Origin of the sequence: Paenibacillus sp. FSL R10-2796 (assembly GCF_037965315.1) — a bacterium.
GTDB lineage: Bacteria > Bacillota > Bacilli > Paenibacillales > Paenibacillaceae > Paenibacillus_AQ > Paenibacillus_AQ odorifer.
On sequence record NZ_CP150178.1, the window covers coordinates 2,088,096 to 2,104,516 of the forward strand.

Genomic DNA, 16,421 nt, shown 5'->3' on the forward strand with positions numbered 1-16,421 from the left:
AGCATGAGTGTCATAAAAGTGTTGCTCGTAGATGATCATGATATGGTACGGATGGGCCTCAAAACTTATCTAATGCTGGAGCCTACATTCGAGGTCATCGGTGAGGCGGCGAATGGACAAGAGGCGCTGGAGATGCTGCGTGCTGGTGGACATGAAGGTCTGCCTGACCTCGTGCTGATGGATTTGATGATGCCAGTGATGAATGGTGCCGAGACCACAAGAGCAGTGCTGGCTGAATTTCCTGGCCTCAAAATCGTGATCCTCACCAGCTTCCTGGAGGATGATCTTGTTGTAGATGCTATAGAGGCTGGTGCAGTCAGCTACGTGCTCAAAACAGTGTCGGCAGAAGAGTTAATCTACGCATTGCAAGGGGCTTACCGCGGCATGCCAGTCATGACGGGTGATGTGTCACAGGCGCTGACCCGTGGTATTCGCCAGCGCACCGTGCAAGGTGATTCCTCCGGTTTAACAGAGCGTGAGAAGGAAGTCCTGCTGCTTATAGCTGAGGGCAAGACCAATAAGGATATCGGTGAGGAGCTGCATATCAGCATCAAGACAGTGAAGACGCATGTCAGCAATCTTTTGATGAAATGCGAGCTTGATGACCGTACCCAGTTGGCTATTTACGCTCATCGGAAGGGCTGGGCTCAGGGGTAGGACTTGTAGACTAAGGTGCATTACTATTTGAAATGGTTTTAGAAGCTCGGGCCGCGATGTTTTTCGCGCCCGAGCTTCTTTTTTTACTTTCCTGCCTAATCTCCTCCCATTTGCCTATATCTTTTATCTGCGCTTAAATTGTTTTTAATGTGACCTTAAGGTTTAAAGTACAAAATAAGAACATGAAAACAAATTAATCCTTGTCACGGCGACAGGAAGCAGGAGGAAAGATAAACATGGACGATAACAAAAACAACTTCAATCGCGACAATGGACCAGCACCAGATCGGGAATGGGACAATAATAACAATAGCAGCAATAATAATAATTCATCTGAAGCAGGATCATCATCATACTACTATTCTTACGGACCTTTTAAATCTTTGAACAAAGATGAGAATAACGCTGACGGCGGCGCACAGCACTACAATCGGATGGAGCCAGAACGTGTCGAGGTTACACCTCCACAGCCTGTAAAGCCATTACCTTATAACACATCGCTTCGCACCACTGGCTATGATGGCAATGGTGGTGGCCGCGGAGGAAATGGCGGTGGCGGTTCTGAAGGTGGCGGCGGCTGGCAATATATTAAAAAACCAAAAAGCTCGTTAAAAACAGTGCTGATATCATTCCTAGCCGGTATGGTCGTTCTCTCGGGCTCAATGTATATGGCAGACAGAGGTAACTGGTTTACGGGAGATACAGCTACAACGGTTGCTAGCTCCGGAACGAATGGAACGGCGAAGACAACGGGCGAAAGTGCAGGTGTTGCGCCTTCTACTTCTACTACATCCTTGGTGACTGGATCTCGTGATGTGACAGGTGTTGTTGATGCGGTGGGACCAGCAGTTGTTAAGATTGAGACACTAGTTAAATCTAATTCGCGTAATGGAAGCTCATCCAGCCCGAATCTGAGTGATCCCTTCTCACAATTTTTCTTCGGGGATCAATACAGTGGAAATGGTTCTTCCCAAAATGAACAGGATTCCAAATCAGGCTCGGATTCTTCATCACAGCTTATCCCTTATGGAATTGGAACAGGCTTCATTTATGAGAAATCCGGCTATATTTTGACCAACCAGCACGTAATTGACAATGCCGATGTAATCCAAGTCACCGTGGATGGAGTAACCAAGCCTTATGAAGCGAAGCTGCTAGGTTCTAGCAAAGATCTGGATTTGGCTGTGCTTAAAATTGAAGGAGATAGTGATTTCCCTACAGTAGCACTGGGAGATTCGGATAGCATAAAGGTAGGTTCAGAAGTGGTTGCTATCGGTAACCCGCAAGGCTTCGACCATACTGTAACTTCCGGTGTTCTTAGTGCAAAAGGACGCAGTATTGATATTAACGAAGAAGATGGCAGTGGAACACGTAATTACAAAAACCTGCTGCAAACCGACGCTTCTATCAACCCGGGTAACTCAGGTGGGCCGTTGCTCAACATGAATGGGCAGGTAATTGGGATGAACGTAGCCGTCAGCACGGATTCTCAAGGTATTGGTTTCGCAATCGCTGTGAATACGATTAAAGAAGTCGTAGATAAACTGGAAGCCAACCAAGCCATTCCGAAAGAGCCGGTACCTTTCATTGGTGCAACTCTTATGACGATTACAGATGAGGTTGCTAAGCAAATGGGTACGGATATTAAAGAAGGTTCTGTGGTTGCAGATATCATCTATAAATCCCCAGCGTATACCGCTGACCTGCGCCCTTACGATATCATTACCGGTGCGAATGGAACGAAGTATGCAACCAACCAAGATCTGATTACTTTCATTCAAACGTTAAAAGTTGGTGATAAAGTAACATTAAATGTTGTGCGCGACGGTAAAACAATGGATCTCTCAGTTACCATCGGTAACAAAAATGATTTTGATACAACGACTACACAACAAAGTCAGCAGCAATAATACCGGACGGTAAGTCACACGGAAGGGGCGACCCTTCCGTTTTTGTCTAATTGTGATGTAAACTGCTACAATATATAAAAAGAACTGAACAATGGGGGCTGCTTGATGCGACCGAATATTCTAATTATTGATGATGACGAAAAGATTATTTCTATGCTGCGTAGAGGTTTAGCTTTTGAAGGTTACGATGTGAAAACAGCGGTGAATGGAGCGGATGGATTACGGGCAATCTTGAGCAGTGATCCGGATGTGGTAATTTTGGATGTAATGATGCCTCAGGTGGATGGTTTTGAAGTATGTCGCCGCTTGCGGGAAGGGGGCAGTAATGTTCCTGTTCTCATGCTTACCGCGAAGGATGAAATTGAGCACCGTGTAAAAGGGCTTGATCTGGGTGCGGACGATTATCTGGTTAAACCTTTCGCGCTGGAAGAACTGCTTGCACGTGTACGTGCGCTGCTTCGGCGTAAGAGTGAGCAAAACGAAGGTGGAGAGCAAGCGGTTTCTTATGAAGATATTACGCTGGATGTGGATTCACGTGAGGTTACCCGCGCCGGTAAAAGACTGGAGCTAACAGCGAAGGAATTTGAGCTGCTTCATCTTTTTATGCAAAATCCGAAACGTGTGCTTTCACGGGATCTGATCATGGATAAAATATGGGGTTATGATTATAGCGGTGAATCTAATGTGCTTGAGGTATACATAGCTATGCTACGTCAAAAGACGGAGGAGCATGGCGGTAAACGCCTCATTCAAACGATCCGGGGTGCCGGTTACATTCTAAGAGGTGACAACTAACATGTCTATAAGATTGCGGCTGACTGCTTGGTATTCAGGGATTTTGGCCGTTATGCTGCTGGCCTTATCAGCCGCAATTTACGGTTTTGTTTATTTTAATACTTATGGGGACTTGAAGGATCGTATACAAAAACAGGGTGAGCAGCTTGTAACCAATCTCAATCCTAACTGGGCGTATGACGGTTCATTGCAAAGTGTGAGCATAAACCCCTTCTTCGGCAACAAACTGGAGGAAGCTAATATTCTGGTGCAAACCTATATCTATAATAATGAGAACCTGCAAAAGTCAGAGAACTTGCATTATCTAGATATCCAATTCGATGTTCCGAAACTGGAGGATATTGATAAAGCTCACGGGTTCAAACAGACTACGCTTGGCGGATATCATTTGATGGTTTATCAGATACCGATATATGACTTGAATAAGAGTCCTGTGGCCCTTCTGCAGGTGGCAACACCGTCAAATTCGGAAGACAAGCTCTTGGAGCGTTTAAAAAATATACTACTCGTAGGTTCTTTTGCTACTCTGATCGCGGCATTTACCTTCGGCTTGTTCCTTGCGCGCAAATCCATGAGTCCAATCGGCAAAGTAATTGAAGCTGCGAATGGGATTCAGACGGGGAATGATTTAAGCTCGCGGATTGAATACGATGGGCCGCCAGACGAGATAGGAAGACTTATTGAGACCGTTAACAGTATGCTTGGGCGTATGGAAGGGTTCTACACAGAGCTGGAGGATTCGTATGCGGCTCAGCGCCGTTTCGTTTCAGATGCTTCACACGAGCTTCGGACACCGCTCACTACGATCCGCGGAAATATTGATCTGCTGCAAAAGGTTTGGGAGATGGAACCCGGAGAAGGGAAGATGAGTGAAGCTGAGATTCGCCAGCTATCGCTTGAATCGGTGCAGGATATCGCAGACGAGTCTAAGCGTATGAGCCGCTTGGTAGCGGATATGCTCTCGCTCGCGCGTGCGGATACTGGACGTACTTTTGATATAGAGCCCGTGGCACTGGAACCGATGATGAATGAGATTGCGCGCCGCGCCTCTTTCCTGCCCCGTCAAGCCGAGTGGGTTACAGGTGATATGTCAGTCTTAAATGGCAAATATATAGTTGGGAATAAAGATTATCTACAGCAAATGCTCTTTATTTTTATTGATAATGCCTTTAAGTACACGCCTTCAGGCATCGTGAGTTTGGATACCCTCTTCTATCAGAATCAGATTGGCATTCGGATCACAGATACAGGGATTGGTATGGATAAAGATGAGGTTCCATATATCTTTGACCGTTTCTATCGTGCAGATGAATCGCGTGGAATTACGGAAGGGATTGGGCTTGGCTTATCCATTGCTAAGTGGATTATTGACGAGCATGGTGGGTCTGTGGAGGTTGTTACACGCCAAGGTGAGGGGACCACTTTTGTCATCTGGTTGCCGCTTCTCTTTGCTCCGCCGCTGGAATAGGGTATAATTTAGAAGTGTCCTATTACAGAGGTCAATGAAAGCAGAAAGCTGGTGAACTCATGGAAGTCATTAAAATCTCTCCCCGGGGATATTGTTACGGAGTTGTCGATGCAATGGTTATGGCACGGCAGGCTGCGCAAAATCTCGATCTTCCCCGGCCGATTTATATACTGGGTATGATTGTTCATAACAGTCATGTCACGAATTCGTTCGAAGATGATGGCATTATTACTTTGGACGGACATAATCGTCTGGATATTCTGGATAAAGTGGATAGTGGGACCGTCATATTCACTGCACACGGGGTTTCTCCTGAGGTGCGCAAGATGGCTAGGGACAAGGGTCTGACTACGGTCGACGCCACCTGTCCTGATGTCACGAAGACCCATGATCTTATTCAGGAAAAAGTAGATGATGGTTATGAGGTCATTTATATCGGCAAAAAAGGCCATCCGGAACCGGAGGGTGCTGTGGGTATTGCCCCTGAGCATGTGCATCTGATTGAAAAAGAAGATGAGATTGCTACGTTATCCATCTCTTCTTCACGTATTGTCATTACGAATCAGACTACTATGAGCCAGTGGGATATTAAACACATCATGAAAAAGCTTCTAGAGACCTTCCCAGGTGCTGAAGTGCATAATGAGATATGTATGGCTACCCAAGTACGTCAAGAGGCTGTGGCGGAACAAGCGGGGCAATGTGATCTGGTGATTGTTGTCGGTGATCCGCGAAGCAACAACTCCAATCGTCTGGCACAGGTGTCGGAAGAAATCGCTGGGGTTCCTGCCCATCGTATTTCTGATGTGTCTGAACTCCAAACAGAATGGCTAGAGGGTGTAAATATCGTCGGGGTCACTTCTGGCGCGTCCACACCTACACCTATCACCAAAGAAGTGATTAACTACTTAGATCAGTATGATTCGGCTAATCCGGAGACGTGGGAGATCAAACGTACAGTGAATATGGCGAAGCTGCTGCCACCGGTTAAGAATAAGAGTGCAAGTACTACTTAATGTAATGGGCTAGGCTCGAACTTATATATTATGAACGCTGCAACAAGAGGGCTTAACTTCGTCAGTCGAGGTTAAGTGCTCTTTTTTATCGAAAGAACGCTTCCGGCATAGGAATCTAGAATATAGATTGACTATAATCGTTTTTTGAGGTAAAATTGCTTTAGTGATTAAAAGCATAAAAGCTTAAAAGCGAACACGCGTCGTAGCGCGATAGTATTTAGCGGAATTATTATAAATTTTAAGTGTAGAGAGGGAGTTATAAATATGATCGTCATTACATCAAATCAAACACCGGAAGAGCAGGTTAAAGATATAATTGCCGTAATCGAAAAAGAAGGTTTGCAGGTGCATCTCTCCAGAGGAGCAGATCACACGGTGATAGGTTTAGTGGGAGTCGTCACTCCTAAGCTCGCCGAGCATTTGCGGCAAATGAAGGGTGTAGAGAACGTCGTGAAGATCTCCAAATCCTACAAGCTGGCCAGCCGGGATTTCCATCCTGAGGATACGATTATTGATATCAAGGGTGTGAAGATTGGTGGAGAAAACCTGGTGATCATGGGCGGACCTTGCGCCGTTGAGTCTCCAGAGCAGATTGATGAGATCGCCCGGCTTGTTAAAGCGTCTGGTGCTCAGGTACTTCGTGGAGGCGCGTTTAAGCCCCGTACAGGACCGTACAGCTTCCAAGGCGTAGGTGTGGAAGGTTTGACTATGATGGCTGAAGCAGGAAAGCGTCATGGGCTGTTGACCATTACAGAGGTTATGACACCAGAGTATGTTGATATCTGTGCGGAGCATGCGGATATTCTGCAGGTGGGTACACGGAATATGCAAAACTTTGATTTGCTGCGCAAGCTGGGGACCTGTGGCAGACCTGTTCTTCTAAAACGTGGCTTCAGTGCGACCTACGATGAATTGCTCAATGCAGCGGAGTACATTTTGGCAGGCGGTAATAAGGATGTGATGCTCTGTGAGCGCGGGATTCGCACATTTGAGACCTACACTCGTAATACGCTGGATCTATCGGCTATTCCTGTGCTACAAAGCTTAAGCCATCTTCCAGTAATCTCTGATCCAAGTCACGGAACCGGTCGTCGTGAGTTAGTTGAGCCTATGGCCAAAGCTTCTGTTGCTGCTGGCGCAAATGGTCTAATTATTGAAATGCACACAGATCCGGACAATTCCATGACAGGTGATGGTGTTCAATCGTTATTCCCTGATCAGTTTGATAACCTGCTTAAGGATCTGGAAAAGCTGGCTCCAATTGTTGGACGTAAGTTTTCAACTTCGCCAGAAGCGGTTTCGGTCCTATAAAATTTAATCTAATAGCTTCCTCGGAAGCCCTCTTAACCCGCGACCTAGTGGGAAAAGAGGGTTTTTTTGGAGTTGGATAAAATAAATGTGACATGAAAATATGCGAAAATAACAGATTTCACGAAAGCGTTAGAATATCTTACATTGCTGAAAGAAATACCTGACATAAGCATTGACGATGTTAGGTATGAGATTTATAATTACGACAGCAAAAAAAATTAAAACAAGAACATTTGCATACTGTGAGCGGCCTAATGTTCGGAACTTGGGGGAGGAAAAATTCATGTCGGTTGAAAAAGTGTTGCAAACAATTAAAGAGAACAATATCGAGTGGGTAGATTTTCGATTCGTAGATTTAGGTGGTCGTGCCCACCACATCTCTCTGCCAGCTTCTGAAGTGGAAGATGAAACTTTTGTAAATGGGGTAGCATTCGACGGTTCTTCCATCAAAGGTTTCCGTGGTATTGAAGAATCAGACATGGTTATGATGCCTGATCCGAATAGTGTATTCATAGATCCGTTTACAGCTCATCCAACGCTGAACGTGATGTGCGACATTTTCACTCCTGATGGCGAACGTTATGAGCGCGATCCTCGCGGTATTGCTGTGAAAGCAGAAGAATTCCTGCAAAAAAGCGGAGTAGGTACATCTGCATTCTTCGCGCCTGAATCAGAATTCTTTATCTTTGACGATGTTCGTTACGAAAGTGGCATGAACAGATCCTCATTCTTCGTAGATTCTGAAGAAGCGGCTTGGAATACGGGTCGTAAAGAAGAGGGCGGCAACTTGGCATTTAAAGTTGGCGTTAAAGGTGGATATGTTCCTGTAGCACCAGTTGACTCCCAACAGGATATCCGCAGTGAAATGTGCCGTCTGCTTGCTGAAGTTGGACTACGCATTGAACGTCATCACCATGAAGTAGCCACTGCAGGTCAAGCGGAAATTAACTTCCGTTTTGATACCTTGAAGAAAACTGCTGATAATCTCATGACTTATAAATATATTGTACAAAACACTGCACGTCAGTATGGCAAGGTAGCAACCTTCATGCCAAAACCGCTGTTCGGTGATAACGGTAGCGGAATGCACGTGCATCAATCCATCTTTGACGGAGACACTCCTTTGTTCTACGAAAAAGGCGCTTATGCTAACCTGAGCGAAATGGCTCTTCATTATATCGGTGGTATTTTGTATCATGCACCAGCATTGATCGCTTTGACTAACCCAAGCACCAACTCCTTTAAACGTCTGGTTCCTGGCTACGAAGCACCGGTTAACTTGGTTTACTCCAAAGGAAATCGTTCTGCAGCAGTTCGTATCCCGGTAGCAGCTGTGACACCAAAAGGCTGTCGTATCGAATTCCGCACACCGGATTCCACAGCTAACCCTTACTTGGCATTCTCCGCAATGCTGATGGCAGGTCTGGACGGAATCAAGAACAAGATTAACCCGCAAGAATTGGGTTATGGTCCTCTGGATAAGAACATCTATGAATTGTCTGATGCAGATAAAGAAAAAATCCGCAGTGTTCCAGGCAGCCTGAGCGAAGCGCTTGATTCTTTGGAAGCTGATTACGAGTTCCTAACAGAAGGCGACGTATTTACTAAGGACTTCATCGATAACTATATTGCTCTGAAACGTTCTGAAGCACAAGAGGTTGCAATTCGTGTTCATCCACATGAATATGCCCTGTACTTCGATCTATAAGATTCCTCTATTATAATCTTTATAATAAAAGAAGCTGTCTCAAAAGTAGTGAATTCTACTTGGGGCAGCTTCTTTTTTATGAATCAGGAAAAGTAATGGGTTTTACTGTGCCCTATGACTATATGCTAAGAAAGACTATACTAGCCCCCGTTCAGGAGCGCCGCAGGACTCTCTAATGATAAGCTCTGGCTCCACGCTGAAAGAACTCGTGCCTGATTGGTTGTTTATTAGATCATATAGCATTAGAGCTGCTAGGCGACCGATCTTATCTTTATTTTGGCGGATGGTAGTCAGTAGGGGGGTTGTATAATTGCAGGCCTCGATATCATCACAGCCAATAATTGCGACAGTTTCAGGAACGGCGATAGAAGCCTCTTTAAGGGCACGCATCGCCCCTATAGCAAGCTGATCCGACGCCGCGAAGATCGCTCTAGGTAAATTTCCATTCTCAATCATTCTACGCATCGTCTCATACCCGCTGGCCTCAAAGAAGTTACTTCCGTTTAAGAACCAATTCTCGTTAATAGGCAGTCCTAAATCTTCAAGAGCTTTGCGATAACCACTTTCGCGCATATTGGAGATGTCTGAATCTGAGGAACTGCCGATGTAGCCAAGCTCTCGATAGCCCAGTAAGTAAAAGTGTTCCACCACTTTGGAGGACATTTTGAAATTATCCGACATGATAAAACCAGAGTTGTCACCGGTCAGCTTTAAATCTACGCCGATACACGGAATTGCACTGTTGTCTAATTCGCTGATAGAGGTTTCTAGCTCCTGTCCGGATAGAAGCACACACCCATCTACATTAAAATGCTGGCAACGGGCAAGATAATCGTTAGTATCGCCACTTTGGAATTTTTCATTGGAAAAAAAGATAAGGTCGTAACCTAGTAGTCCCATTTGTTTTTTGAATGAATTTAGCACCTCAATGAAAAAAGGGTGGGTAAAGTCGACATTCAGCATTCCGGCAAAAATCACTCCGATTAGATTGGATGATTTCGTAGCCAATGTTTTAGCTGAATTGGAGGGGGTATATCCAGTTTCTTTTATAATTTGTTGAACCCTTGTCTTGGTATCTTCCGAAATATCACTGTAGTTATTAATGATTTTGGATACTGTCGAAACAGAAACTCCAGCAATTTTCGCTATATCTTTGATGCTGTAGGCCAAATTAAGTCCCCCTTATAGTGAAAAATGTTCCGTAATATATGTTTAAAATCTACTCAAGGCTATTTTTTATGACTTGAATTTATGATTTACGAAATAGTTTCGTTACTTATTTTATAGTTCAATAAGATTATAGTCAATGGAATGTTTACTCTTAAACTAGGATTATGCTTGGTTTTAAAGGTTTTTTTGAATAATCGGTTCAAATAACGTTCAAAAACGAACAAAGAAAAAAGACTTTACAAAGACAAATAACGATGTAATAATAAAAAAACCGAAACCGCTTTCTGTGATATCGTCCTTACTGTTTCGTGATTTTCAGAAATTAACATGTGGTTTCGTTAAAAGGGTCATAACAAATTATCTGGGGGGTAACAAAATGGTAAAGAAGCTTTCTGCGGTATTGTTGAGCTCAGCGCTAGTGCTCTCATTAGCAGCATGTGGAAACAGCAATAACAACGCGAATGGTGAGGCTACTCCGGGCAGCGGAACAAACAAGCCTGCATCTGGTGATAAGAAAGTGATTAAGATCTTACACTGGAAACAAGAGAATATTAACAAGGTCATTACAGAAATTAATAAAAAGTTTGAAGAAAAATATCCGGAATACAAAGTGGAGTACACAACCACGGGTCCGGATGATGAATTCAAACAAGCACAAAGAGCAAGAATTACAGCTGGTGACGTAGATGTTCTTGCCGATCTATCCGGTATGAGATTGTCCCCGAAAGATTGGACACCAGGTGCGAAAGTGCCAGACTGGCAACAATGGATTGATTCCGGACTGATTGCTGATCTGAGCAACGAAGCTTTCGTTAAAAACTACAATGCGAATGATATTGCTAAAGCCGGCACTTATAAAGATAAAGTGTATGCAATCCCAACCGGTAAAGTAGCAATGTCAGGATTCTTCTATAATAAAGAAATTTTTGAACAAAACGGTCTGACTGTACCTACAACTTGGACAGAGTTCATTAGTGTTCTAGATACATTGAAAGCTAAGAGTATTGTTCCAATCGTAGTGGCTGGTAAAGACGTATGGCCATTGAAACTGCCAGTGTTCGGTTTGCAAGCTAAGATTCTGGGTGGCGGCAACCAACAACAATGGATTGAGGGCGTTTGGAAGGGAACTTCGGCATTTAACGATGCTGAGGCTGTAGAAGTATTGGAGAAAATGAAGACGCTTCAAGATAACTACATCATCGACGGTTTCTTGGGTATCGACTATGCAACAGCACCTTCGTTTTTCGCAACAGGAAAAGCAGCTATGATTGCTGACGGAACTTGGGATGCTCCTACGATCGCGGCAGCAAATCCAGATGTGAAATTTGGTTACTTCCCAATCCCAGCTACAGAAGATGCTGCTAAGAATAATTCTCTTGTCGGTAAATACGATGTAACTTGGTATGCAGCAGAAAAAGGCCCGAACAAAGAAGGTGCTTTGAAATGGCTGGAATTCTTCTCTGAACCAGAAAATTACACAGAATATGTTAAAGCAGCAGGATTCTTGCCTACACAAGACAATATTGCCACTGAAAGTGATTTTATTGACAAAGAACTTGCTCCATACATGACTGGAGATTTCGAGCTTGCTTATGAAATTATGATGATTAACCGTGACAACGTTGGTGAACACATTGCAGCTGAAGGCGTTCACACTGAGTATTTGGCACCAGGCGGCGAGTTTAAAACCGCTAAAGAGCTTGCAGATGTACAACAAAAAGAATGGGAAGCAGCAGCACCTAAATAAGTAGCTATCCCGATAAATAAAAAAGAATCTACAACATACTGTACACCAAACATGTTTTACAGCTTCGGGGTCTGTTTTGTGCAGGCCCCGATCATTTTATTGAATTAGGATTGGGTAGGTGAGAGAAATGTATCCGTTCGGGAAAGGTTTTAAACGATATATACCGCTTCTGCTGCTAATGATTCCATTATCATTGTATGTAATTTTCTATTTTGGCCCATCTATGATGACGGTCATCTATTCATTTACAGATATCACTAACGTTCCTGGAAGCAAGATGAGTTTCGTAGGCCTTGACAATTATTATGATGTATTTTACTCGGGAAATTCAGGCGAGCGTTGGGATTCCATTATACGTACTATTTATTTCATGGTCATTGTAACCATTGTACAGAACGGTGTCGGTCTGCTTATGGCCGTAGTTATCAATCAGAAGCTGAAAGGCGATTATTTCTATCGCGCGGTATTCTTTTTACCGGTTGTGCTTGGTGTGGCGGTAGTTGCACTGGTATGGGGCATGATGTTCGATCCGCTGAGTGGTCCGGTTAACCAACTGTATGATTCTTTGTTCGGTTATAAAGATATGTTCTTTGGAAGCTTCACTCATGCGTTCGGTTATATTATATTTACGCAAATTTGGATGTATATGGGATATTCGATGTTGATTTTCCTTGCGGGACTACAATCCGTACCGAAAGATTTGTATGAGGCTGGATATATAGACGGAACTACGAAGTGGCAATCTTTTAAAAATATCACATTCCCACTTATCGCTCCATCCTTTACGATTAACATTATTTTGTCTATTATCGGTGCGATGTCCACCTTTGATATTATTCTCGCAACTACGGACGGTCGCTTTAACACAAGAACGATGGCATATGACGTTTATAAAGAGACGTTCCGTGGTTCTCTACAGATGGGACTTCCTTCCGCGCTTTCCGTGGTTCAGTTCCTTATGATTCTGGTGTTTGTAGTATTTGCAGTGAAACAAATGCGTAAGAGAGAGGTGGAATATTAATGAAGGATTCCAAAACCGCCAAAACTCTCTCTTATATTCTGATTGCAGTGTTGCTTGTTTTGTATATCATGCCGTTGTTATTTGTAATCAATATTTCATTCAAGTCCTTTACGGAATATCTGTTAGATCCTATCGGTCTCGTAAAAAGTATTCAATGGGATAATTATAAAGAAGCTTGGCTACAGGGGAATTTCTCTAATTATTTCTTAAACAGTCTGCTGTATACAGCCGTAGCAACAGTGCTGACCCTAATTGTTTCGTTATTCGGGGCCTTCCCGGTGGCGAGAAATTATGTGAAGTGGAGCGGATTTATTTATTTGTTCTTCTTGATGTCTCAGTTCCTGCCGAATCCAATGGTCGCACAGTTCAAGCTGATGCTTACCATGAAACAGGAGCTAGGATTTGTAGGGTATGACACGAAGCTGGGTTACATTCTCCTTAAAACAGGCGGAACGGGTATCGTGTTCATGATGTTTGTAGGTTACATCAAAGGAATTAGCCGGGAGATGGATGAAGCAGCAGGTATGGATGGCGCTGGATATATGCGTTATTTGTTCCAGATCATCATGCCACTTATGAAACCAGTAATTGCTACAGGTGTTATTCTAACAGCAATTAGTATCTGGAATGACTTCGTGGGGCCGGTCATGTATTTACCGAGTCCAGAAAACTATCCAATCACCTTCGGGCTTAAAGAATTCCGCGGTCAATACGGAAACAACTGGCCTATGTTGGCGTGCGGGATCATGATCGTATCTGCACCGCTTATCATCCTATACACCTTCATTCAAAAGTATATCGTTGACGGTGCATTGGCAGGTGCGGTTAAAGCTTAAGTAGTTGTGTAAATGAGAGGATGGAGAGAATGGATCGTAATAAAATTCATGGCTTCGAATTCACCGGAAATGATGGGGAATTCAGGCTTCAGCAACCGGATCGCAGCAGTTTTCTATATTTCCCTCTAGTGAATGAAGGGGGAATGATGTCGACAGTAACTCCAAAACTTCATGGTCAGGTTACCACAGGTCATAATACATTTTTAACACCGCCATTATCGGTTGAAGATTTGCATAATTCGCGGGCTTCCCGCAACTTCTGGGTATACGTAGACGGCAAGGGAGCTTGGTCGGCAGTGGGGAACTCCGCTAAGCAAAATGCCGATTTTTATACATCGTCTACTGATGAAGCGGTACTAGAGGCTGGTTTCTTGTGGCAACGCGTAACGCGTTGTAACGCAGAGATGGGTGTTAAAGCAGAAATCACCAGCTTTGTGCCAAGTGGTAATGATAAAATCGAATTAATGAAGGTTAAGTTGACCAATACAGCAGCAGAGGCTACTACGCTGACACCGACAGCGGTAGTTCCGATTTACGCGCGTTCGGCGGATGATCTGCGCGATCATAGACATGTAACCTCTTTGCTTAACCGGATTTATACTTCACCCTATGGTGTTGAGGTTCAGCCTGCCCTCTCCTTTGATGAGCGGGGACACCGCATCAATCACACTTCTTATGGAGTATTTGGTGCAGAGGGTGACGGCAGTCAACCTGCGGGGTTCTTTCCGGTGCAGGAGGAGTTCATTGGAGAAGGTGGAAGCCTGGATTGGCCAGAAGCTGTTATCCTGAACAACACGCCGCAGATTGGCAAGGGCGGAGGCGTACAAAGAGAGGGATATGAGGCTATCGGGGGTCTTCGTTACGAGACGCTTACTCTGTCTCCTGGTGACAGCCATTCTTATATAGTAGTTATGGCGATCCATAATGAGAGAATTGACGTGGATGCTTTGATGAACAAATATGGTACATCTGAAGCTTTTGATCATTTGCTTGAGGAAACTAAAGCCTTCTGGGCAGATAAAGTGAATATGGTAGAATTTCATACCGGTGATTCAGATGCTGACCAATGGATGAAATGGGTTACGATTCAACCCGTGCTGAGAAGACTTTATGGTAACTCCTTCTTGCCTTATCATGATTATGGAAGAGGCGGACGTGGCTGGCGGGATCTTTGGCAGGATTGTCTAGCACTCCTTATTATGGAACCGGCTGAAGTACGGAGCTTACTGCTGAACAACTACGCTGGGGTAAGAATAGATGGTAGTAATGCCACTATTATCGGTCAACAGCCTGGTGAATTTATTGCCGACCGTAACAACATCCCGCGGGTGTGGATGGATCATGGGGCTTGGCCGTTCTTAACTACTATGTTATATCTGGATCAGAGTGGTGATCTTGATTTCTTATTGCAGGAACAGACGTATTTCCGCGATACCTTTATGAGTCGCTGTAAGGAACGTGATACTTCATGGGATACCTCGCTAGGAAGTGATCTCAGAACAACTTCTGGTGAGGTTTATAAAGGTACGATTCTGGAACATATCCTGCTGCAAAATCTGGTTCCGTTCTTTAATGTTGGAGAGCACAATAATATCCTGCTGGAGGGTGCAGACTGGAATGATGGTCTTGATATGGGCGCAGACCGGGGTGAGAGTGTAGCTTTCACAGCATTCTACGCAAGTAACTTATTGGATATTTCTCGTGTGCTGCGTACGCTAAAGACTTCTAAAGGGCAAGAGACAGTTGAATTGGCAGAAGAAATGAAACTATTGCTAGATTCGCTTGGTGAGCAAGTGGATTATGAATCTGTATCAGGCAAGCATGAAAGACTTAATCAATATTATGCTGCCGCTCCGAACAAAGTTAGCGGTATTCGTGCAGCACTCGACATAGAGACAGTAGCGGACGATCTGGAACAAAAAGCAGAGTGGATCTTTAATCACTTGCGCCGCAATGAGTGGGTGGAAAGTGAACAAGGTGGAGGCTGGTTTAACGGTTATTATAATAATGATGGAGAACAAGTGGAAGGGGAATTCTCAGAAGGCGTTCGAATGACGCTTACAGGTCAAGTATTCCCGCTGATGGGTCATGCAGCTGCGCCAGAGCAAATTCCGCATATCATTGCCGCCGTGGATCGTAATCTACTGGATGACAAAATTGGGTACAGACTTAATTCCCGTTTCGGAGGCATCCAGCAGAATCTGGGTCGCGCCTTTGGCTTTGCCTTTGGACATAAAGAGAACGGTGCTATGTTCAGTCACATGACCATCATGTATGGCAATGCGTTGTATAAACGCGGATATGTGAAAGAAGGACATAAAGTATTAGAATCTCTGTATAGCTTAAGTACTGACTTTGCAAAAGCCCGCATATACCCAGGAATTCCTGAGTATATTAACGAGCAAGGCAGAGGGATGTATACGTATTTAACAGGATCAGCAAGCTGGCTGCTGTTAACTATGGTTACTGAAGTATTTGGTGTAAAAGGTAAGCTAGGCGATCTTTTGTTGGAACCGAAGCTTGTTAAAGCGCAGTTTAATTCTGAGGGAAAAGCCTCTATTAAGACAATCTTCGCGGATCGCGAGTTTGAAGTGGTCTATAAAGCCACAGGAAGCTTAAACTACGGGGAGTACCAAATACACGCTGTTACCCTGAATGGCAGCGAGGTGACGCTGCAGCGCGGCTCAGGAAGTGCGATTATTCCGCGTGAAGAGTTGCTCTCTCTGCAGACAGAGAAATGCCACTTGATTGAAGTGACATTGGCGTAGCTTTATACGATATT

The 16,421-nt window shown here is 44.2% G+C and carries 12 protein-coding genes; 11 read left to right on the forward strand and 1 reads right to left on the reverse strand.

The annotated features are described in order from the left end of the window. Positions 1–3: 3 nt before the first annotated feature. The 7 genes from NST58_RS09340 to glnA all read left to right on the forward strand — a co-directional run bounded on the left by NST58_RS09340 (position 4) and on the right by glnA (position 8,865). The gene (locus NST58_RS09340; RefSeq protein ID WP_036684464.1) at positions 4–657 is read left to right on the forward strand and encodes a response regulator transcription factor; all 654 of its coding nucleotides are present in this window, start codon (positions 4–6) and stop codon (positions 655–657) included. Between the two features lie 236 nt (positions 658–893). After that, complete coding sequence (locus NST58_RS09345; protein ID WP_339247456.1) at positions 894–2,567, forward strand: trypsin-like peptidase domain-containing protein; 1,674 nt, start codon at positions 894–896, stop codon at positions 2,565–2,567. Positions 2,568–2,672: 105 nt separating this feature from the next. Next, complete coding sequence (locus NST58_RS09350) at positions 2,673–3,362, forward strand: response regulator transcription factor (RefSeq protein WP_076126423.1); 690 nt, start codon at positions 2,673–2,675, stop codon at positions 3,360–3,362. A 1-nt stretch (position 3,363) separates the two neighbouring features. Continuing rightward, a complete protein-coding gene (locus tag NST58_RS09355; RefSeq protein ID WP_076126425.1) occupies positions 3,364–4,830 on the forward strand; it encodes a HAMP domain-containing sensor histidine kinase in 1,467 nt (488 codons plus the stop codon). A gap of 59 nt (positions 4,831–4,889) precedes the next feature. Further along, on the forward strand, positions 4,890–5,846 hold the full coding sequence (locus NST58_RS09360) for a 4-hydroxy-3-methylbut-2-enyl diphosphate reductase (RefSeq protein WP_076126427.1): 957 nt from the start codon (positions 4,890–4,892) through the stop codon (positions 5,844–5,846). A gap of 264 nt (positions 5,847–6,110) precedes the next feature. After that, a complete protein-coding gene (gene aroF, locus NST58_RS09365) occupies positions 6,111–7,157 on the forward strand; it encodes a 3-deoxy-7-phosphoheptulonate synthase (RefSeq protein WP_339247457.1) in 1,047 nt (348 codons plus the stop codon). Between the two features lie 283 nt (positions 7,158–7,440). Next, positions 7,441–8,865 carry a type I glutamate--ammonia ligase gene (gene glnA, locus NST58_RS09370; RefSeq protein ID WP_036684454.1) on the forward strand — a complete coding sequence of 475 codons (1,425 nt, stop codon included), beginning with the start codon at positions 7,441–7,443 and terminating at the stop codon, positions 8,863–8,865. 135 nt (positions 8,866–9,000) lie between these two features. On the opposite strand, the gene NST58_RS09375 is transcribed toward glnA, so the two are convergent. Then, on the reverse strand, positions 9,001–10,035 hold the full coding sequence (locus NST58_RS09375; protein WP_076101584.1) for a LacI family DNA-binding transcriptional regulator: 1,035 nt from the start codon (positions 10,033–10,035) through the stop codon (positions 9,001–9,003). Positions 10,036–10,411: 376 nt separating this feature from the next. On the opposite strand from NST58_RS09375, the gene NST58_RS09380 reads away from it, so the two are divergent. From NST58_RS09380 to NST58_RS09395, 4 genes are all read left to right on the forward strand, one after another. Beyond that, entirely contained in the window at positions 10,412–11,782 is a 1,371-nt protein-coding gene (locus tag NST58_RS09380) for an extracellular solute-binding protein (protein WP_076126433.1), read from the forward strand. 127 nt (positions 11,783–11,909) lie between these two features. Beyond that, the gene (locus NST58_RS09385) at positions 11,910–12,803 is read left to right on the forward strand and encodes a sugar ABC transporter permease (RefSeq protein ID WP_076126435.1); all 894 of its coding nucleotides are present in this window, start codon (positions 11,910–11,912) and stop codon (positions 12,801–12,803) included. Then, positions 12,803–13,639, forward strand: a complete 837-nt coding sequence (locus NST58_RS09390; RefSeq protein ID WP_036684447.1) for a carbohydrate ABC transporter permease — start codon at positions 12,803–12,805, stop codon at positions 13,637–13,639. Before NST58_RS09385 ends, NST58_RS09390 begins: the two co-directional genes overlap by 1 nt. Before the next feature lie 29 nt (positions 13,640–13,668). Then, positions 13,669–16,407: a cellobiose phosphorylase gene (locus tag NST58_RS09395; protein WP_339247461.1), complete on the forward strand. Its 2,739-nt coding sequence runs from the start codon at positions 13,669–13,671 to the stop codon at positions 16,405–16,407. The last annotated feature ends 14 nt before the right edge of the window (positions 16,408–16,421 follow it).